Genomic DNA, 20912 nt, shown 5'->3' on the forward strand with positions numbered 1-20912 from the left:
GGCTTATTTTATTAAATTCAGTTTATTTTTTATTAACCACCAATCTTCACTAATAATCGGAACACCAATGGGTGCCGGTGTCCTGTTTGTATTATTAGTATTTTGTTTTTTTAGTGAAAATTGGCGGTTAATAAAATGGTTCTTATTTTTTAGACAGAATGGACGGAATGAAATGGAATGGACGGAATGGATTCTTCATTTTGTTCATTCTTTCCCGTTCTGTTCATTCTGTCTAAAATATTGGTTCGTTTTATTTAACCACGGAGGCGCGGAGGACACGGAGTTCGGAAGGAGTTTCTTTATTAAAGATCTTCTTCATGGCTCCGTGCCCTCCGTGTCTCCGTGGTTAATTTAATGATTCGTCTTATAATTTACCAGAGGTAGCTTATATTAAGATCGAAGGCGGCGCCCTGGGTGGACTCGCCGGTGTAGATGGAGGCGGAGGCGCCGGCGCCGAAGTGCCGGCCGAGCCGAAGGTCGGCGCCGAGGTCGAATATCTCGCGGCGGCCGCGGAGGGTGTTTTTATATACGGCGTCGGAACCGGCGACCTTGACCTCGGTGGCGCCGTCGAATTCGTAGGCAAAGCTGGCGCGGAGAAAGGGACGGAGGAGGGCCGAGCCGATTTTGTAATCGTGCCAGAGGCGCACGCCGAAGCGGCCTTCGACCGAGGCGGCGCGGGCGATGTCGTAGGCGAAGCCGGCGGCGTCGGTGGCACCATCGGTGTCGCGCGTCTGGTAGGTGATCTGGAGTTGCGGCTCCCAGTTGAGGAAGCCGCCGGCGTCGAGGAAGGTGACGCCGCTCTCGAAGGAGCCGGCCCAGCCGTCGCCCGAGGTGGAGAAGCGGGGTTTGCCGGGGACATTGATGTCGTAGTCGTCGTTGGAGAGACGGAGGAGGGCGTTGAAATACCAACGTCCGGGACGGTGGGAAAGATAGGCGCCGAAGCCGCGGCTTTCGGAGGCGGTGCCGGTTTTCACACGGGCGGTGTCCTGGTCGAGGTCGGAGGTGGCGAAATCGACAAAGAAGCCGTGGGTGGCGGTGCCGGCAGCGGTGGAATATGTCCACTCGGCGCCGGCGGCGGCGCCGGTGGCGGTGTGGTGGGCGCCTTCGTAGAGGGCCCGGGCGGCGGTGAGTTTGTCGGCGGCGTGGAATCCGTTCAGCCAGAGTGAGAATCCACGGGCGCCGGCGATGGCCCCGGCACGGGAGGACTGGAGGCGGGCGCCGAGGGCGTCGAGGGCGGCGCGCCCGACAAGGAGCGAGGCGGCGTCCACGCCGAGGAGGGCGGGCACCTCGGGGGCGACGTAGGTTTCCCAGCCGATGCCGGTGGCAGGGTCGTAGCGAAGCCAGGCGGCGGTGCCGTCGTCGAGGCTGACGGGATTGGAGGTGATGGCGACGTCGGCGGCGAAGGCGCCGGCGGCGACGGGGACGAGGGTGGCGAAGTCGGTGTTGGCGGCGAGGAGGCTGGTTTGGTGGAAGTTGACGTCGAGCGCGCCGGCGAGGGTGCCGGTGATGACGAGGCGGTCGGCGACGCCGGTGCCGGGCACGGCGTAGTTGCGCCCGATGGTGAGCTCGACGGCGCTGCCGGCGCCGGCGGTGTAGTCGCCGGCAATGGTGAGCGCGCCGTAGGTGTCGGCGCCGGCGGCGCGGCCGATTTTAAGCGTGCCGTGGTTCGTGAAGGCGAGGGCGGCGAGACGGGGCTGCACGGTGATGCCGGCGCCGGTGGCGGAGAGGGTGGCGCCTTGGGCGACGACGAAAGTGTCGGCGCGGACGGGCGCGCCTTCGGCCAGGATGGCGCCGCCTTGCGCGAGGGTGAACGCGCCGGCGGTGATGGCGGCGTCCGCGAAGGTGACGACGCCGGCGCCGGTCTTCCTGACTTCGCCCGCGCCCGTGATCGTGCCGGTGAAGAGGCCCGCGCTTGCCTGGGCGAGGACCACGCCGGTGTCATTGGCGATGCGGCTGGTGAGGCTCGTCGTGTCGCCCTGCAAGGTGCCGGCGGAGACGCGAATCTCCGCGATGGTTTTCCCGCCCCCGGCGAGCACGAGCGTGCCCGCGCCATTTTTTTGGAGCGCGCCCGGGCCGGCAAGCGTGCCGGAGAGCGTCATGTCATACGCGCCCGTGTCGATGATCCCGACGGTGTCCGCCTCGACGACAAAGGTGCCGGCAAGGGCGGTGGCGGCATTGACGGCGGACTTGAGGACGCCGCCGCCGCCTTGCCTGAAGGTGATGGGCGCGCCCTCGGTGCCGAGTTGCGCGGCGTTGTTGAAGACGAGGACGCCGCCGTGGATGTCGATGCCGCCAGCGAAGACGTTTGCGCCGGTGTTTTCAAACGAGAGCGTGCCGGAGCCGGCCATGACGAGCCGGCCGGCGGCGTTGGCCACCGCGGAACTGCCGCCGATTTTCACCTCGAAGGAGGAGCGGGCGGCGATGCCGCCGCTGCCGGTGAAGGCGTAGTTTTCCGCGCCTCGTATCCACATATCAGATACGTTTACGCCGCCGCCCTGGATTTCGACGGAACGGGCGGCGGGAGTGTCGGCGGTGCCGCTGAAGACGACGCGGTCGCCGCCTGCGTAGAGGCTGACGGAGTCGAAATCGGTCCAGCTTTGCGCGCTGATGTCCCAGCGCGCGCCGGAGGCGCCGGTCCAGGTGAGGACGCGGGAGTAGTCGGCGCCGGCGTAGAGGATGAGGCTGCCGTTGGTGGCCGAGAGAACGGCGGTCTGGCGCCCGCCGAGGTCGGAGCTGCCGTTGAGGGTGACGGCGAGGTGGGGCAGGAAGTCGCCGATCGAGCCGAGGTTGAAGGTGCCGCTCTGGAGGGATTTCAGGTTGATGGTGTGGCCTGCGCCGGCGAAGGTGCCGCTGAAGTTGACGCGGTCGCTGAGGTCGTAGCCGTCGCCGGCGTCGCCGTCATACAAATACAGGTTTATGACGGCGCTGTCGTCGAGGGTGACGGAATCGGCGAGGGTGAGGTCTTGGGCGGCGGTGCCGTCGCCGGGCGTGATGTTGGTGACGCCGAGCGAAGGCGCGCCGGTGGTGATGGTGCCGGAGCCGGCGAGGACGAAGCCGGCGGCGAAGTTGCGGACGTCGGCCTCGATGCGGAGGTTGCCGCCGGCGGCCTTGAGGAGGGCGCCGGTTTCGAGGGTGAGCGTGCCGGTGCGGATGGTGCCGGCGCCGGCGAGCGCCGCGCCGTTTTTGACGAGGACGGAGCCTTGCGTGGTGGAGGAGCCGAAGACGGCATCGTTGGAGAGCTGGAACGATCCCTCGTAAACGGAAACGTTGGCGTTGGGCACGGCGGATTCGTGGGTGTCGAAGATGACGGCGCCGGCGCCGGTCTTATAGACATTGAGGATGGCCCCGGCCCCGGCGCCGATGGGGTCGTGGAAGCGGATGGCGCGGTTTTCGGCGGCTTCGAGGTTGAGGGTGGAAGTGGTGCTGGCGGCGAAATAGACGGCCTGGGCATTGCCGGTGCTGGTGACGGTGAGGGCGGCCCAGGCGGTGCCGCCGGTGGCGAGGACGGCGTCGCGGTTTATGACGGCCTGCCTGCGGTTGCCCTCGAAGAGGATGTCACCGCCGGTGGCGGCGAGGGAAAAGGCGCTGTTTTGGGCGAACTGGATGGCACCGCCGCCGGTGCCTTGGGTGATGTTGTCGAGGAAGGCGATGCCGCCGGTGGCGGCGGTGATGGTGACGGCACCGCCGGCTTTGTTGTGATAAATGGCGGCGCCGGCGGAGGTGGCAATGTTGCCGGTGAAGGTGCCGGTGGCGTTGATGCGGATGTCGCCGGTGCCGTAGATGGCAGCCCCCCAGCCGGAGCCGCCGCCGCCGCCGCCAATCATGTTGGAGTCGAAGAGGAACGGAGTATTTATTTCGAGGAGGCCGGTGGCGCGGATGGCGCCGCCGGTGGAGTTGGTGTCGTGGTGGTTGGTGTTGAGGTTGCTGGTGGCGATGAACGTGCCGGAGAGGATCTTGATGGTGCCGGAGGCGATGGCGCCGCCGTTGGCGGAGGCGACGTTTTTCTCAAAACGGTAGGTGGCGCCGGGGCCGCCGTCGAAGATGACGGAAGCCTGGTCAGGGGTGTAGATGGCGCCGCCGTGGGTGGAGGTGCCGGAGATGTTTTCGGAAAAGAGGGTGTTGCCCTTGAAGAGGAGGGTGCCGGCGGTGCCGGCAGCGGCGTCGAGGTAAATGGCGCCGCCGGACCTTAGGCGACCACGGTTGCCGGCGAAGGTGGCATCGGACTCGAAGGTGAGCGAGTGGCCGGCGTTGAGGAAGATGGCGCCGCCACCGCCGCCGGCGGTGTTGCTGAGGAAGAAAACCGGTTTTTCAAAGATGATTTTCGAGGTGACGGCGCCGGCGGTGCTGCCGAGGCCGGCGCCATTGCCATTGGCGGCGGTGGCGGCGGCCCATGTGCCGGAAACGGGGTAGAGGCCGGCGGTGTTGGCGCTGAAGATGACGGTGCCGCCAAAGGTGAGGGAAGCGCCGTCGGTGCCGACACCGGAGCCGTTGGAGGCGCGGATGGTGTTGGCGTGAAAAACGGCGTCGCCGTTGATGCGCAGGAAGGTGGTGGCGTTGCCGGCGACGTAAGCGCCGCCGCCCCTCGTGGTGGAGTTGCCGCCGGTGACGATGAGGTGGTCGAGCGTGAGGATGCGATTGTTCGAGGCCGCGACGGCGGTGAGGCGGAGGGGGCGGATGTTGGTGGTGTCGCTGGACCAGCCGGCGTTATCAATTACGGCCCACGAGTCGGCGACTTTGTCCTCCTGCTCGAAAGTCACGTCGTTAACCGCGAAGTTGAACGACAAAGGAGTGACGGCCCACTCGTTCACGGTGAGGCTGGTCGGCGCGCCGCCGATGCCGGCGCCGGGGAGGGCAATCAGGCCGGCGCTGCCGGAGATGCGCACGGTGTCGCCGGCGGCGAGCGTGGGCATCGGGTCACCAGTATGGAAGGTGTGGGTCGCGGCAGGCAGGCCAGCGGCGATCAGTGCGAACGCGAGCGCGAGCGGCGCGTGGGAAATCAGCCGCGAAGCCGGGGGTATATTGTTCATATATAATTAAATACGATAATTTTTTACGGCAATTGATCGAGGGGGAGGCGGGCTTTCAGGCCGCCGGGCGGACGGAGTTGTTGGTTGTGTTCGAGGAGGGCGGCATGGCCGATGCGGTTGATCACTTCGTTTGTTTTCCCGCAGCCGCCGCCTTGCTCTTCGCGCGGATTTTTTCGCGCTGGATTTTTTTCTGCTCCGGGGTGAAGAGGCCGGAGAGTTCTTGATTAAAACCCTTGTTGATGCGGTTGATTTTTTCGTTTTTGGCCGCTTGGTGGAGCGAGGTGTCGGACTGCGCGGCGGCAATGTCGGCGGATTGTTTTTCGAGGAGCGCCTGAATTTGTTTTTTCTGGCCGGCGGAGAGCGAATAATCGCGATCCAATTCCTCCAGCCGCGCGCGGATTTTTTCGGCGAATGGAGGCTCCGGGCTGCCGGAGGGCAGCCGGTCGAGGGGGATGGCGGCGTTCAGGCCACCGAGCAGGTGGAGCTGTTTTTTGTATTCGATGAGGGAGATATAATCTATGCGGTGATTGTTCTTCGGGGCGCGGGCGACGACGAGCGGCTTGCTCCAAGTGGCGCCTTCGTCGCGGGAGGTGGCGAGGACGAGTTCGCGGCGCTGCCAGCTCGCGAGGGCGAGGGAGCGCTGGCCGGAATCCGCACCGCCTTGCATGGGCGGGACCCAGCCCTCGGAATCCTGCCAGGGATTCCAGACGAGCACGAGGCGTCCGTCGGAAAGGCGCAGGATGGCGGCGGGCGAGGAGCTGGCGCGGACCGGGGTCGGACGCAGGGGTGTCCAAGTGAGTCCGTCGTCGGTGGAGCGGGATTCCCAAAGGGTGCCGAGATTGGTGCGGAAGAGAATCCAGACGGCGCCGGCGGGGTCGCGCAGTTGTATCATCACCGGCTCGACGAGGCCGTCGTGGTTTCCGTTGGAGTTGGGAAGGTCGAAGCGGGCGGGGAGCTCGCGCCAGGTGCGCCCGTCATCGGTGGAGCGGAGCACGGCGACGGTGTGGCGGCCGGGTTTGGGCGTGCGGTATTGGGCGAGAAGGAGCAGGGTTTTGCGCGGGGTTTCAACGATGTTGCGCGGCGGGAAACCGATGGTGAGCGCGGGGTCGGAAATCATGGCGGGCGACGACCAGGTTTTGCCCTCGTCGGTGGAGCGGGTGGCGAAAAGCTGCCCGCCGGTCAGGCGCGGGTTGTAGTCGCGGGTTGTCTTGTCCCAGAATTCGCCGAGTTTTTCCGGGGTGTGGGGCGCGCGGAGGATGACAATCCACGCGCCGGCGGAGGTGACGCCGATGCGGACAATGCGCAGCGCGGGCCGGAAGCCGGGGGCGACGGGGATGACGGTCGGGAAGGTCTTCATGCCGTCGGTGGAGACGAGGAGGTCGCTTCCCGCCGAGGCGGCGAGGATGCGCCCGTCAGGGAGGGCGTAATGGCAAAGACCGCGCGGGGACGGGCGGAGCGGGACGAAGCCGTTGCCGGGGATGAGGTGGTCGGCGGAGTTGAAGGACTCGGCCGCGCCGGCGGCAAGCGCGAGGAAAAGCAGGAGAAGTGCGTATATTTGTTTCACGGCGGGGAAAGGGGGATGTGTCGGCAGGAACGCACACCCGGTGCCGACGGAAAAGGAGGGCCTGTCGGTTTCCCAAGGATACCAATGAAACTCCGTATCCGGACCAAAACCAAAATGTATAATAATATCAGCAATGATATAAATCTTCCGGCATTCGGCATCATGCGCCCCGGCGGCGGCGGATTAGGGCATTTTTCGTCCCCCGCTATTTTGAATGTCAGATTGGAAGAAACATCAGGCCTCTTCGGGGAATCATGATGCACAGAATATTCCGATCCGCACCGGTTTGAGCGGCACGGGCGACCCGCCCGTGGGTTTAGCGACGCGGTGGCGCCGCCCACGGACAGGTCGCCCGTGCCGCTCAAGCCACGCTTCCGTCCGGCATCGAAAGCAGTGGATAATCTGCGCTTGCGAAGCCCCGCACGGCGAAAAGCCGCGACGTCCCCGGTTTTCCCGCCGCTGTCACCGGCTCGTGTTATTCGACGAGGGTTTTATATATGCAGAGGTGGCGGTAGGTTTGGCCGGGGCGGAGGATGGTGGAGGGGAATGCCGGCTGGTTGGGGCTGTCGGGGTAGTGTTGCGTTTCGAGGCAGAAAGCGGTGCGGTGGGCGTAGGTTTTGCCGTGTTTGCCTTTAAAAGTGTCGTTCAGAAAGTTGCCGCCGTAGAACTGGATGGCGGGCTGGTCGGTGCGGACTTCGAGGACGCGGCCGCTGGCGGGTTCAACGGCGCGGGCGGCGAGGTAGAGCTTGCCGGTGCCGGCGTCGGTGGCGGGGCGGTCGAGGATCCAGTTGTGGTCGTAGCCGGCGCCGTTTTTGAGTTGGGTGAAGTCGGCGTTGATGCGGGCGCCGATGGGGACGGGCGCGCGGAAGTCCATGGGCGTTCCTTCGACGGCGGGGAGTTCGCCGGTGGGGATGAGGTCGGGGGCGACGGGAGTGTAGTGGCTGGCGTGGAGGGTGAGGAGATGGTCGTTGATGGTGCGGAGGCGGTCGCCATCGGTGCCGTCGCGGGTGCCGTGGAGGTTGAAGAAGGAGTGGTGAGTGAGGTTGACGGGGGTGGGTTTGTCGGTGGTGGCTTCGTAGGTGATTTTGAGTTCGTTGTCGTCGGTCAACGTGTAGACCATTTTGACTTGGAGGTTGCCGGGGAAGCCCTGGTCGCCGTCTTGCGAGAGGTGGGTGAACTCGAGGGTGCGGTGGTCGGGTTGCCTGGTGTCCCAGACGAATGACTGGAAGCCGCGCGGGCCGCCGTGAAGGGCGTTTTCGCCGTTGTTGGCAGGGATGGCGTAGTGCGCTCCGTCGAGGGTGAATCTGCCTTTGGCGATGCGGTTGCCGTAGCGGCCGATGGCGGCGCCGAAGTAGGGTTCGGCAGAGGCGACGTAGCCTTGGACGTTATCGTAGCCGAGGACGATGTCGTCGAATTTCCCGGCGCGGTCGGGGGTGAGCCAGGAAACGACGCGGGCACCATAACTTGTCACGGCGATCTCGACGCCGTTTTTGTTCGTGAGGACGTAGAGATCGGATTTTTTCCCGTCAATTTCCTGCTGGAAGTCGGTACGGAGCAGGCCGGATTTGGTGATGGGGATGACGGTATGTTCGATTTTGATGCAGGCGGTCATGGCAAACAGGAGGGAGATGGCCAGCAAGGCCGGGATGGTTGTTGTTTTCATAGCGAGAAGGACATGGGGGACGGAAGGATCTAAAAATACATTTTTGAACAGAAGGAAACAAAGAAGAACCAAGAAGACATCTTGTATAGTCCTCTTGGTTCCCTTCGGTTTCTTCCGTTCAAGATAATGGTTGATTTTTATTATCCACAGATTGCGCAGATTGGCACGGATTTTTTAAATTAGAAACGGTGAAAATCCGTGTAATCTGTGGATAGCTTCGAGGTTCCTGATTCCCCTTCGTTCTCCCTGGTGCCTTCTGTTCGATTTTTTGGCTCTTCCCTCACTTCTGCTTTTTCTTCGCCAGCTTGAGGAGCATCTGGTCGGTCTCCTGCAAATTAAAGCGGACGCTCACCACGGAGTTCAGCTCCGGGCCGTCGGTGTATTTGGTATAAGTGGTCGCGACAACGGTGCCGTCGGGCAGCACCTCGACGCCGGAGTAGCCGCAATCCCAGTCGCGGAAGCGTCCGTTGGGCATGTTCCAGCGGTGGTTGTTGATCAGCTTTATGCGGTAGAGCCCTTTTTTCCCGTTGACGATATCATCATATCTGCCGACCCACGCCACAAAGTGGTTTCGCGTCGGACTGGGCCGGCCGGTGTCGCGGAAACACACGACGAGGCGGCCGTCCGGCGTGTATTTTGCTTTATGGCGGTCGCCCCACAGGCCTCTCGGCAAAAACTTCGGCTTCGACCAGGTGCGGCCCTCGTCGTCGCTGGTCATGTAGAGCGACTCGTGCTTTACGTTTTCGCGTATGAGGCAGAGAAGTTGTTTGCCATCGGGCGAGCGGACGAGCTCCGGTTCGCAGGGCTTGCGGTCGGGGATGTCGAGCACGACGCGCCACGGCGCGCTCCAGGTGAAGCCGCCGTCCTCGGAGATGCTTTGCGCAATGACATTGGAAGTCTTGTCCTTGGTTTCGCCCGGCCGGCGGATGTTGGTGACGCCGAGCAGACGCTTGCCGCCGTCGATGGGCTTGATGTCGCAAAACGGCATCGCGGTGCCGCCGAGGCCCGACGGTCTCATGGGCGACCAGGTCTTGCCCTCGTCCTCGGAATACGAGTAGTGCATGGTCTTGCCCTCGTCGGGGCCGTGCCCGGCAAACACGAACAAGCGCGCCACGCCCTTGGGATCCACGAGCCGGTAAATCGTCGGGCAGTTGCTGGCCTTGCTCCAGTTCTCCGGCACGGGCAGCAGGTCGCTCCAGGTTTTCCCGCCGTCGTCGCTGCGCTTCAACGGGCCGCACGGGCCGCCGTGCCCGATGGTCCAGACGCAATACATGGTCTTGCCATCGGGCAACAGCACGGTGGTCGGGTGGCCTTGGTAAATCTCCTCGGTGCCGCGCGCGACCACGACCTGGCGCGAGGCGTCGCCCGACAGGTCTAGCGTGGGGATGGGCATCTCGCGCGACGCGGGGACATACCCCTGCGCCCGCGCCGGGACGGACGCGAGCAGCGCGGACAACAGGACAATGCAAAGGGAGGACGATTTCATAGGCAATGAGGGTCTGCGAGGGAACTCGGGGAATATCCCCACATGAACACGCCCGCCCCTGCCGGTTTCAATCACGACCTGCCGGTTTCCCGCGGATACCGCGCAGGGGAATTGCCCGTGCTAGATCTCGAAAATCCCCCGCAACGGCAGGTCGCGCGACGAAGGCCCGACCAGCACCTCGAATTCGCCCGGCTCCACCTTCCAGCCATGCGCGTCCGCATCCCAAAAACCGAGCGCGCCCGCGTCCATCTCGATCGTGACGGATTGCGATTCGCCGGGCGCGAGCGAGACGCGCTTGAATCCCTTCAGCTCCTTCGGCGGGCGCGGCACGCTGCTCTTCACGTCGGCCACATACAGTTGCGCAATTTCGTCGCCGGCGCGCCGGCCGGTGTTTTTGAGCGTGAAGCTGACACCAATGCGCCCGCCCTCCATCCGCTTGATCGCGAGGCTGCCGTATTCAAATTTTGTATACGACAGACCGTGCCCGAAAGCAAAGCGCGGCTCGATCTTTCCTGCGTCATACCAGCGATACCCGGTGAACACGCCTTCCTTGTAGTGTATATTATACACGTCGATGACGGTTTTGTTTTCGCGGCTCATGAACGAGCCGAGCCGCTTCCGCTCCACCATCGCCGCGGGAAAACTGGCGCCGATGTCGTGAGGCTTGTCGGCATAGGCATGGCCGGGCGAGTCCGCGAAGTGTTTTTCAATGGTGAACGGCAGCTTGCCCGACGGATTGATCCTGCCCGCCAGGACGTCCGCCAGCGCGTCCGCGCCCGTTTGCCCGCCGTAAAAGGCGTGCACGATGGCTGCGGCCGGAGGAGCCCAATCCATTTCCACGCCGCCGCCGGCGATCACGCACACGACGGTTTTCGGGTTCAGCGCGACGCAGCGCCGGATGAGCGCGTCGTCGGGCAGCACAAACGGGCGGTCCCGCCCCTCGCGCTCCGCACCGCCGCCCTCGAGCGGAAATCCGGGAAACACCAGCACCAGCGAGGCCGATTTGATCTGTTCGTCAGTCGGGGCATCCACGGCGGCGACCCGGCCCGGAAACAATTCCTCCATCGCTCGCGCGCAGCTTTTGCTGTCGTAACCTTGGACAAACGCCGCGCCGCCGCCGGCGAGTCCCTCCCGCGCGGCGTTGTTGCCGGTCACGAGCACGGTGCCTTTCACCGCCGCGGGGGAGATCGGGAGGACGCCGTTGTTCTGCAATAACACAATGCCGCGATCGTTCACGGTCCGGGCAACTCCGGCACGCTCCTTCCATCGGCCCATTAATTCCGGTTTATGAAAATCCGGCTCATAGAATCCGGCGGCGATGCAGGTTTTTAATATGCTCAGCGCCATGCGGTCTATGGCCGGCGAGCCAAGCAGTTTTTCGCGGGCCCGGCGCAGGCTGAACCCGTCGGGTTTTTCGAGATCGTTGCCCGAGGCCGCGAGCTTTTCGCCGTCCCAGGTCGAGGCCCAGTCCGTCATGCACAGCCACTGGAAGCCAAGCCGGCCGCGCAGCAGGCCGTTCACAATGGCGGAATCCTGGCCGGCCCACTCGCCGTTGACCTGGTTATATGAAGTCATCACCGCCCACGCGCCCGCATCCACCCCGGCCTTGAAGGGCGGCAGGTAGATCTCCTGGAGCGTGCGCTCGTCGATGACCGAGTTGCTGCTGCGCCGGTAATGCTCCGCCTCGTTTCCTATAAAATGCTTGAGCGTCGCGCCCACGCCCCGCCCCTGCAATCCGCGCACGTAATTCTCCACCATGCGCGAAACGAGAAACGGGTCCTCGCCGAAGTATTCGAAATTCCTTCCGCCCACGGAAAGCCGGTAGCCGTTCATGCCCGGCCCGAGCAGCACATGCACGCCGCCCGCGCGCATCTCCTCGCCGATCGCGGCGGCGTAGGCGGCGGCGAGCCCGCAGTCCCAAGTCGCCGCCAAGGTCATCGTGCAGGGAAACGCGGTGGTTTTTTCATAAACCTCCGTGGGCGTGCCCTTGATGATGCGGATGCCGGCCGAGGCATCGGCGAAATGCACCGGCGGGATGCCCAGTCGCGGCACGCCGCTGATGCCAAAGGAGTTCCCGCCCGCCACCATCTCGAAACGTTCCTCCGGCGTGAGCAGCGCCAGCAATCGCCCGGCCTGCGCGACGGCGGCGGCGGGAGCCGCGGGACGCCTGAGCAGGGCGGCCACTCCGGCGTCGGGCGCGGCGGAAAGGGAGAGCGCGATTGACAGCAACACAAGCGAGGCGGGGAGATGTTTCATGAGTCCGGCTTTATTTGAGAAAGATTTTTCGGCGGGAAACCGCAATTCATGGGGAATGTGACAACAACCCCGTCGTCGCTGGCTCTGGCAAGCTGCCACGGGTGGTTCCCAAAGGGAACCGATTGAGGAGGATTGTCCATCCCCCGGCATGCGCTGTTTTATATTCAAAACTCCCCGAGGATTTCCCCCGCCACTTTTCATGAGCCATCCGATCAAAAACTTCACGCGTCACGGCATTCCCGCCCAAGGCTGGAACACCTGGAACACGCGCAGCGTGCTCAGCCATGTGCTCATGCCCGAGGCCCTCGCGCTCAACCTCTCCTTCTGCCACTACGGCATGCTGAAGCTCGTCGCGGACGCGTTTTTCGAGGTGCGCGAGCAGGGCGCATCCGCCGGCGTGCGCCTCGTGGAGTCGGAAGTGTCGCTGCCGCCGCGCCGCGTGGGCGTGCAACCGGGCCGCCACGCCTACGACGCGAGCTACACCGCGGTCACCGTGCTTCTGGGCGAGGTTTCCATCCTCGTGGAAACCGCCGCCACCGACGAACGCGAAATCGTCATCCTCGCCACGCCGCTTTCGCAGGCCGCGCACCGGCCGGTGTCGATGATCGTGGAGGCCGCCGTGCTTTGGAACCGCCCCGGGCACGTCGGGCAGGCTGCCCCGTGCGAATGGCGCGCCGCCTGCGGCGGCGGCGAAGTGGGTATCCATTGTACAAATACACCCGTCCGCGACCCCAACGCCGGCTGCCGCTCCCCGTATTGGGTGTTCGAGCTCACCGGCCCGGCGGGCATCTCCGCCGGGGGCGCGCCGCGCCCGCTCGACGAGATCACCGCGCTCATCGCCGGCGCCCGCGCGCGGGAAAACGCCTCCCACCAAAGCTACGGCGAATTTGCCGGGCTCCACGCCGCCTACCAGGCCTGCCTCGCATGGAACACGTTTTTCGACCCCGCCTTCGACCGCGTGCTCACGACCTCGTCGCGCCCGTGGAACGTCCTCCGCCTCGGCTACGGCCTGTTCTGCTGGGACACTTTCACCTTTGCATGGATGCAACTCGCCGACTGCCCCGCGCTCGCCCGCAACTCCATGCTGGAGGTGTTCCGCGAGATGGTGGACGGAAAATTCGTCCCCAATGTCGTCAACGGCAGCGGACGCCGCTCCTGGGACCGCTCGCAGCCGCCGCTCGCCGGCATCACCATGCTCGCCATCCACGAATCCGCGCCCGACCTGCCTTTTCTGGAAAACATCTGGCCCGCGCTCCTCGCCTGGAACCGCTGGTGGCACGAGGCGCGCCGCAACCCTAGCGGCCTGCTCTCCTGGGGTTCCAACCCCGTCGAGCCCAAGACCGGCGATCTCGCCGAGTTCATCCAGCCCGCCACGCCCTTCGGCGCCTCGCTCGAATCCGGCCAAGACAACTCGCCCATGTATGACGGCGTGCCGTTCGACGAGGACTCGCACCTCATGATGCTCAGCGACGTGGGGCTGGCCTCGTTGTATATAACCGACTGCCAGTCCCTCACCATCCTCGCGCGCCGCCTCGGCCGCGACTCCGACGCCGCCGAGCTCGACGAACGCGGCGGCCATTATGCAAAAAAACTCGCCGCGCTCTGGAACCCCGGCGCGGGCATCTTCCAGAACCGCCGCACCGACACCGGCGAGTTCAGCCCGCGCCTCTCCCCCACCCTCTTCTATCCCCTGCTGGCCGGCGTCGCCACCGGGGAGCAGGCGGACTCGATGGTGGACAACTACCTGCTCAACCCCGGGAAATTCTGGGGCGAATGGGTCCTCCCCGCCGTGCCGCGGGACGATCCCGCGTATCCGGAACAGCACTACTGGCGCGGCCGCATCTGGGCCGTCCTGAACTTCCTCGTCTATCTCGGCCTCAAGCGCGCCGGCCGCGACGACGCGGCCGACCAGCTCGCCCGGCGCTCCCGCGAGCTTTTCAAGCGAAACTGGGACGCGCGCCACGGCGTTTTCGAAAACTACTCCGCCGTCACCGGCAAGGCTGCGGAGGAGAAATTCTGCGACCCCATGTGTGCATGGAGCGGCCTGCTCGCCTTCATGGAGTTCATGGAAAACGGACGCATCCCGCTCCCGTCCCTCCTCCGCCCCTGACACCAACTCCATCTTTCTCTTTCCTCCTTATCTTTCTCCCCGCTCGTTCCTGACGAAAGAGAAAGATAAAGAGGAAAGAGAAAGATATTAAATCCCGCCCTCATGATAAACGACATCGACAGACGCATAAATCGCTACCTTGAGTTTTATAAAAAGGAGGAGCCCGCCCTGCTGCTGCACGTGCGCTGCCTGAACCGGATGGCCGACCCGGGAAAACAGTCCTATCTCAACACCCTCTGGCATTCGGACTTTCATAAAAAGGAACACCGGGAAAAATTCTTCGACGACCTTTACGACGAAGTCATGGACGAAAACCGGCTCCACCCGCTGGCGGATGATTATTTGCCCTCGGGCAAGATTGTCTGGGGGCCGATTTTCAGCGTCATCATCAAAGACCGGCCCATCAACGCGCAGGAACACTCAAGCTGGCTCGAACCCTGCCTTCCCGACCTGGGCGAAATCGACCGCCTCCGGTTCAAACTGGATGAGAACAATTTCTGGTGGCAGTTATACAAAGAAGCCAAGGAAAACCTCTCCCGGCGGCTGGAGTTTGTCACCCCGGTCTATCATCAGGGAATCCTCGATCTCGCGTGGGATTTGCGCGGGAATGACCTGTATACCGACTTCTATGAAGACCCGGAGCAGGCTCTGAAACTGGTCGAATTCTGCACCGATGCGCTCATCCGCATCGGCGACGCCTCGCGTGCCATCCGCCCCGCCGACGCGCGCACCGATTACTGGGTGCCGGGCTGGGGTTTCAACGCGCTGGTGCCCGGCTACGGCGGCATCACCACCTGCGACACTTCCTGCCAGCTCAGCCCGGAATTCTTCCAGGCCTTCGAGGTGCCGTATATGGAGAAAATCCAAAACCACGCCCCCGGCTGGCTGCTGCACTCGCATTCCGTGGGCGCGCGGCACCAGCGGACTTATGCAACGCTGCCCGGGCTGGAAATCCTCCAGATCGTGGCCGATCCCAACATCCCCACGCCCGCCGAGAGCATGCCCGACATCGTGGACCGGATCGGACTGAAGCCGGTCATCATCACCACCACGCCCGACATGATATATAAAAACATCGACGCCCTGAAACGCGCGCGCGCCGTCATCCGAGCCAGTGTCGCCGATGAAAAGGAAGGCGCGGAGCTGCTTGCCTTCGTGCGCCGCCATTCGCGGATTTCCGACTAGAAGAAAACCAACCATTAATTTGAACAGAAGGAAACGAAGGGCACTAAGAAAACAATAATCATAAAAGGTATTCTTCACTCCCTTCGTTTCCTTCTGTTCAATAAAAAACCATTTTTATGAATAACCCGACCACCCCCGAAACCGCGCAGGCCGCCGCGCCCGCGACAGCCATCGCCGATCCGCTTGGCCGCGGCGCGCACCCGGGCCCATGGCGCTTCGCCCCGTGCATCGGCACATGGCAGGGCTTGATAAACCCGGTGCTCGTGAGCGTGCCGGTGATCCTCCTCAAGTCGATGGGCGTCTCCAACACCGTCATCGGCTGGGCCTCGTTCGCCACCCTGCCCATGGCGGTCAAGTTTCTCTTCGGCCCGGTGATCGACGCCAACAAGACCAAGCGGTGGTGGATTCTCCGCTCCGGCGAATGGCTCATGGTCAGCCTCGTGCTGCTCGCGCTGTCGCTGATGCAGTCGTCGTTTTCCCTCTGGCTTTATCTCAGCGCGCTCACGGTGCTGGCCGTGGCAAAATCATTCCAGCAAATCGCCCTGCAAGGCTTTTTCACGCTCTCGCTCACCAAAACCGAGCAGGCTCTCTTTTCCGGCCTCGATCCCGTGTTCGGGCGCGTGGCCACGGTGATATCCGGCTCCGTGCTCATAGCGCTCGCCGGCATCGTCGGCGAGCGCTATGGCGATCCCCGGATCACGTGGGGAAGTTATTTCGGCATCCTTATCATCATTTTCGGCCTGCTTTATATATATACCCGCAAGACGTTTCCCCATCCGGCGGCCGACCACGCGCACCGCGATTCCTCCGGCAAGACCGCCGCGCTCCCCTTTGCCGACGTGCTCAGGAATTATTTTTCCCTGCCCCATTTGTGGGCGGGAATCGTCTATATCTTTTTCCTGCGCTCCGGCGAAACGTTCATCGCCAAGATGGGGCCGGCCTTCCTCATGGACAAGCCGGATGCCGGAGGACTGGACTTGTCGATCCCCGAGGTCGGCGTGCTCACCGGCGTCATGTCCATCTGCGCGATGGCCGGCGGCACGCTGTCGGGCGTGCTCTTGAGAAGCCGCGGCCTGCGCAAGGTCGTGTGGCCGTTCACGCTGGCGGCCATCTTCCCGAGCATGGTCTATGTTTACCTCTCCCTGCACAGTACCGCGCACCATGCGATCACGATTGATTTCGCATTCATTGGTATAAACCGCGCCTGGCAATTCGACTGGGTGCTGGCGCTGCTGCTGGGCATAGAGAACTTCGGCTTCGGCCTCGGGTTTACCGTGATGAATTTTTTCATGTTCCGCATGGCCGCGGGATCAAAGTATCCCGCCTCCATCGTCGCATTGAACGCCTCGGTGATTTATCTGAGCTACCTGATCTTCGGCGCCATCAGCGGCGTGATTCAGGAAACCGTCGGCTACGCCTGGCTGTTCGCCCTCAGCATCCTCGTTTCCCTGCCGGCTTTCGCGGCGATACCGTTTCTGAATTACAAGCTGGACGAACGCTGAAACGATCCCAGTGAGGGAGACGGGGCCGCCGTAGCGCAGGCCTCCTGCCTGCCGTCGAATTTTTTTGCGCGAAGCGCGGCATTCTTTTTGAAAAAAGAAAAGGGCCAGCGGCGCTTCGCGCTTTCTTTTTCGACGGCAGGCAGGATGCCTGCGCTACGCCATGCGCCCCCGCGTCACCACGCGCCGGCCTTTGGCGACCCGATCGACGAACCCCGGATCAAATCCGGCGTGATGCGGACTTCGAACGCCCCCGCCGCGGGATCGCCCGTCAGCCGGAGGACCGCCTCGAACAAGGCCGTGCCCAGTTTGGCGGCGGGAACAAAATGCCGCGTCGGCAGCGGATACAAATAATTGAGAAACGGCTCGTCGCTGCGCGAGGCGATGGAAATGTCCTGCGGCACGCGCAATCCCCGCGAGGCGAGGTAGCTGAACGCCGTCACATAGGAGAGCGAGTTGCTCAGCAGGATGCCGGTCGGCGGCGACTTCATGCTCAGGATGCGCGCCATTTCGCGCATGATTGCCGACGTGCTCTTTGACGGCCGGCAGATGACCAGCGGCTCGGCGTCATCGTAGGCGGAAATCGCAGTGCGAAAACCGCGCTCGCACGCCACCTCGCCGCCATGCTCGGTTTTTTCCAAAAACAGCGCCAGCCGCCGGTGCCCCTGACGCAGAAACTCCAGCGCCGCCTCATGGCACAGCGCGCGATAATCGACATCGACGCTAGGCAGGCGCACCCCGGCCAGGGCCGTCCCCGACACCAGCGCGAGTTCGCCGCTGCCGGCAAACCATTCCTGCAATGGCCGGTGCGAACGGCTCAATATCCAGCAACGCCCCGGATGCGTGTCCACCAGCCGCCGCAGCGACTGCCCGGCCTGCTGTCCGAAATACCGCCAGCCCGCCATGACCTCCATTTCGAAGCCGGCATCGTGGGCCAGCGCCATGAGCCGGTTGATCCAGAGCACGGTGAAGGGCCGCGCCGTCTCGATCGATTCCGGCAGCAGCAGGGCGATGCGTTTCGCCGGCCCGGAGCTGGCGCGGATATGGAGCTTGCGCGGGACGGGGGTGTTGACCCGGTTGTCCAGCGTGTGGATGGACCCCTCCTCGCGCAAAATCGAGAGCGCCTTGCGCACGGTTTTCCGGCTGACGCTGAGCCGCTCCGCCAGCTGCCGCTCGCCGGGCAGGACGTTCCGCCAGGTTTCCTTGCGCACTTTTTCTCGCAATATGTCCGCGACCTGCGCGCTGATGGATCGGTATTTCGGGGGCATGGTGATGGTGGAAAGAAAAGCCTCAGCCTGAGAGAGTGTGTCCGCCAGAGGCATCACCAATGATGACATCTTGGTCTCCCGAGGGAACCGAAATGTCATGCTCTCTGCGCGGCACTGCCGATCATTCTTGAGGCAATGGACCGCCGGGGCTGTCTACCGCCAGCGCTCCAGTTTGCTGACGATGTATTTTTGCTCCTCCATCCCGTTTGTCGCGAGGCACAAATAGATCCCCCGCGGGTGAATCCGCTCCATAAAGGCATCGAGTTCGGATGGTTCCAGATCCACGACGACGCCCTTGCCTGCATGCTGGATTTTCTCGATCAGCCCGCACCATTGCATGATGGGCTTGTCCCCGCCCACGCCCTGCACCCACTGGATTCCGTCGATTTCCTTGATGGCCAAAAAGTCGTCCAGATGGCCGGCCACTCCCCTGCCGTCCATGTGCAGAATGTTGCGCCCGGCGAGCCGCACCTCCTCGAGAATCGACGGCAGCGCGAACTCGCGGAAGAATTCGCGCGACAGCATCGAGGACAAGTCCGCACTGGGAATATGAAATGATTCTTGCGACGGGATGCCGATCCACGTCGTCGAAGGCTGCCCATGATCGCGCAGGATTTTATTAAAGTGACCGAATACAAAGGCGAAGTGCGAGGCGCAGCGGGCGATGAATGTTTTCACGCCTTCGGGATCGTCATACATTTCCACAAGCAATCGCTCCGTCCCGAGAAACGCGTCGGCGCAGTCCACGCCGGTGTGTATGTCGGTGTAGCCCACGAGGTATTTGCCCGTGCAGCGGGAAAGCGCGAGGAGCGTCATGCATTCGAGTTTCTTGAAATATTCATTGTCCGTGGAAAACCGGATCCTTCCGAGTTCCCGGCAACTCCGGGCCGTGGGCCTCGCCCATGTGGTGACATCCCCGAATTCCACCTCGCAGCCGAGCATGCAGGGATACGCATTCGGGCCGAGATTCGGCCAAAAGAGAGGAAAGGTTTCCGCGACAAACTCCCGCCCCGCGATGTCCCGCTCGAATTTCCCGACTTGGTATTCCGCGTCGAACCACTTGTCCTTGGGCGAGGGCCAGCGTGACGAATCATCGACGACATTATATTGCTCGTTATGCGCCGAGAAACGCACCGGGGGGCGGTCGAGCAGTTCATTCGCATACCATGCGTTCACACGCTCCATGCATTTTTCGAAGTCGGGCTTGGTTTCCAGGATCATGGCGATAGACAAATATAATCAGAATACCAAATACATGCCGACAAACGCGGCGAGATACAACAGCCACCACAGACCGTAACGCCTATGCCACGGCCTTGGTCCGGCCATTCTGGCGGATGACATGGGGACGGCATCCAATATTTTCAGTTTTTCCGGAGATGGCGCAGGAGTAAGCAGACTCACGACCACAAAAACGGTCACGAGCAAAATGGCAAAAAAAGGCAGCAGGTGGTAAAAGTGCATGGATGCAATGCGCTCCGGAAGGAGCCATTTGCAACCCGGAAGCGTTGATGTGACGATATAATATGCCCCGAACGCGGCGCCGGTGGCGAGTGTCGCCACGCATCCCTGCCCCGTCCCCCTTCGCCAGAAACGCCCCAGCAAATAACAGAGCCCGCAGGGCAGCGTCATGAATCCCCCGAATTTCAATAGCAGGCTGAAAATCCCCTGCTCGGCCGCAAGGAAAACCGGAGCGGCGGCGATTCCCCAAATAATGTTCGCCGTGGCTGCCGATTTGCCCACGAGCAGCGCCTCGCGTTCAGGGGCCTTTTTTCGGATGGCCGGATACAGGTCGATGGAAACGATGCTGGACATCGCATTGATGCCGGATTCCTGGGTGTTCAGCAGCGAAGTGAGCAAGCCGGCAAATGCGATGCCGGAAATCCCGGCCGGGAGCAGTTCCCTTATCATGGTGCTATACGCCGTGTCGGGCGCGATGCCGGGGAACAACTGCGCGGCGAGCAGTCCTGGAACGATAAAAAGCGCGAATCCGCACATTTTCAGAAAAGCCCCGAGCAGCATCCCGGCCTGCGCGTGCTCCAGATTTTTCGCGCCGAGCACACGTTGCAGCATGCTAATATTTGAGAACGCCCACAGGCATGATGCCAGCAACTGCCCCGTAAACATGGCGGTCCATGGGAATTCCGGATCACTGTGCGGGCGGAGCAGCTCAAGCGTTTCCGACGGAGCGTTCTGGAAAAGCACCGCCAGTCCTCCCAGTTTGATGATGCCCACGATTGATACGGTGAGGCTGCCTATGATTATAATCGCAGCCTGCAACATATCGACGACCACCACGGCCGTAAGCCCGCCCACAACCGCATAAACCCCGGCGGTGCATGCGATGATGCAACCGGTGATATAAATGTTGGCCGTGTTGATCTCGATGCCGAGCAGGCTGAGAATGGCAAGCGAACCCGTGTACATGCTCAGCGGGCTGATCACGACGGCCAGCAGGACAAAGATCCCTCCATAAAAGAACTTGGCCCACCGGTTATAGCGCAGCTCGAGGAACTGCGGAAGCGTGGTGATATTTGAGCGCAGATAAAGGGGAACAAATACGACTGCCGATATAGTCAGGCCCAAACCACCCAGCAGATCCGGCGTCAAGGCGGCCACGCCGATCCGGTAGGCCATGCCCGTGCCGCCGATGAACGCGCCGATCCCGACGTTGGTGGAAAAAAGCGAAAACCCGACCATGACCCACGTGAACTGGCGCCCGCCGAGGAAATACCCCTCGCTGGTCTTCGACTTGTTGCGTCCCACCCAAATCCCCAGCGCGGTAATCCCGGCGAGGTAGGCGATCACCACCGCGAGATCAAGCAGGTTGAATTTTGACAACTCGCTCATGGGG

12 protein-coding genes are annotated in these 20912 nt (G+C 62.8%); 4 read left to right on the forward strand and 8 right to left on the reverse strand.

Translation table 11 applies throughout. The features are described 5' to 3' along the window. Positions 1-371: 371 nt before the first annotated feature. Both OH491_RS14755 and OH491_RS14760 read right to left on the reverse strand, forming a co-directional pair. Positions 372-5027, reverse strand: a complete 4656-nt coding sequence (locus OH491_RS14755) for an autotransporter outer membrane beta-barrel domain-containing protein (RefSeq protein WP_342750536.1) — start codon at positions 5025-5027, stop codon at positions 372-374. Positions 5028-5148: 121 nt separating this feature from the next. Beyond that, complete coding sequence (locus OH491_RS14760) at positions 5149-6591, reverse strand: exo-alpha-sialidase (RefSeq protein WP_068773108.1); 1443 nt, start codon at positions 6589-6591, stop codon at positions 5149-5151. An 84-nt stretch (positions 6592-6675) separates the two neighbouring features. Here OH491_RS14760 and OH491_RS14765 point away from each other — a divergent pair, with 84 nt between their 5' ends. Next, complete coding sequence (locus OH491_RS14765; protein ID WP_334319749.1) at positions 6676-6849, forward strand: hypothetical protein; 174 nt, start codon at positions 6676-6678, stop codon at positions 6847-6849. 217 nt (positions 6850-7066) lie between these two features. Here the strand turns inward: OH491_RS14765 and OH491_RS14770 are convergent, their stop codons facing one another. The 3 genes from OH491_RS14770 to OH491_RS14780 form a co-directional block, all read right to left on the reverse strand. Continuing rightward, entirely contained in the window at positions 7067-8254 is a 1188-nt protein-coding gene (locus OH491_RS14770) for an aldose epimerase family protein (protein ID WP_068773109.1), read from the reverse strand. Between the two features lie 280 nt (positions 8255-8534). Further along, positions 8535-9740, reverse strand: coding sequence for a sialidase family protein (locus tag OH491_RS14775; protein WP_334319750.1), 1206 nt, complete (start codon positions 9738-9740; stop codon positions 8535-8537). A gap of 120 nt (positions 9741-9860) precedes the next feature. Next, positions 9861-11996 carry a beta-glucosidase gene (locus OH491_RS14780; RefSeq protein WP_334319751.1) on the reverse strand — a complete coding sequence of 712 codons (2136 nt, stop codon included), beginning with the start codon at positions 11994-11996 and terminating at the stop codon, positions 9861-9863. A gap of 199 nt (positions 11997-12195) precedes the next feature. Between OH491_RS14780 and OH491_RS14785 the strand changes: the two genes are divergently transcribed. From OH491_RS14785 to OH491_RS14795, 3 genes are all read left to right on the forward strand, one after another. Further along, positions 12196-14106 (forward strand): MGH1-like glycoside hydrolase domain-containing protein, encoded by a 1911-nt coding sequence (locus tag OH491_RS14785; RefSeq protein ID WP_068773110.1) that lies wholly within the window; start codon positions 12196-12198, stop codon positions 14104-14106. A gap of 102 nt (positions 14107-14208) precedes the next feature. Continuing rightward, complete coding sequence (locus tag OH491_RS14790) at positions 14209-15291, forward strand: hypothetical protein (protein WP_068773111.1); 1083 nt, start codon at positions 14209-14211, stop codon at positions 15289-15291. A 116-nt stretch (positions 15292-15407) separates the two neighbouring features. Continuing rightward, entirely contained in the window at positions 15408-16793 is a 1386-nt protein-coding gene (locus OH491_RS14795) for an MFS transporter (RefSeq protein ID WP_068773112.1), read from the forward strand. Positions 16794-16966: 173 nt separating this feature from the next. Here the strand turns inward: OH491_RS14795 and OH491_RS14800 are convergent, their stop codons facing one another. From OH491_RS14800 to OH491_RS14810, 3 genes are all read right to left on the reverse strand, one after another. Further along, the gene (locus OH491_RS14800) at positions 16967-18058 is read right to left on the reverse strand and encodes a substrate-binding domain-containing protein (RefSeq protein WP_334319752.1); all 1092 of its coding nucleotides are present in this window, start codon (positions 18056-18058) and stop codon (positions 16967-16969) included. A gap of 153 nt (positions 18059-18211) precedes the next feature. After that, positions 18212-19279, reverse strand: a complete 1068-nt coding sequence (locus OH491_RS14805; RefSeq protein ID WP_068773114.1) for a hypothetical protein — start codon at positions 19277-19279, stop codon at positions 18212-18214. Between the two features lie 18 nt (positions 19280-19297). After that, the gene (locus tag OH491_RS14810; RefSeq protein WP_068773115.1) at positions 19298-20908 is read right to left on the reverse strand and encodes a sodium:solute symporter family transporter; all 1611 of its coding nucleotides are present in this window, start codon (positions 20906-20908) and stop codon (positions 19298-19300) included. Positions 20909-20912: the final 4 nt, after the last annotated feature.

Origin of the sequence: Termitidicoccus mucosus, assembly GCF_038725785.1 — a bacterium.
Taxonomy (GTDB): domain Bacteria; phylum Verrucomicrobiota; class Verrucomicrobiia; order Opitutales; family Opitutaceae; genus Termitidicoccus; species Termitidicoccus mucosus.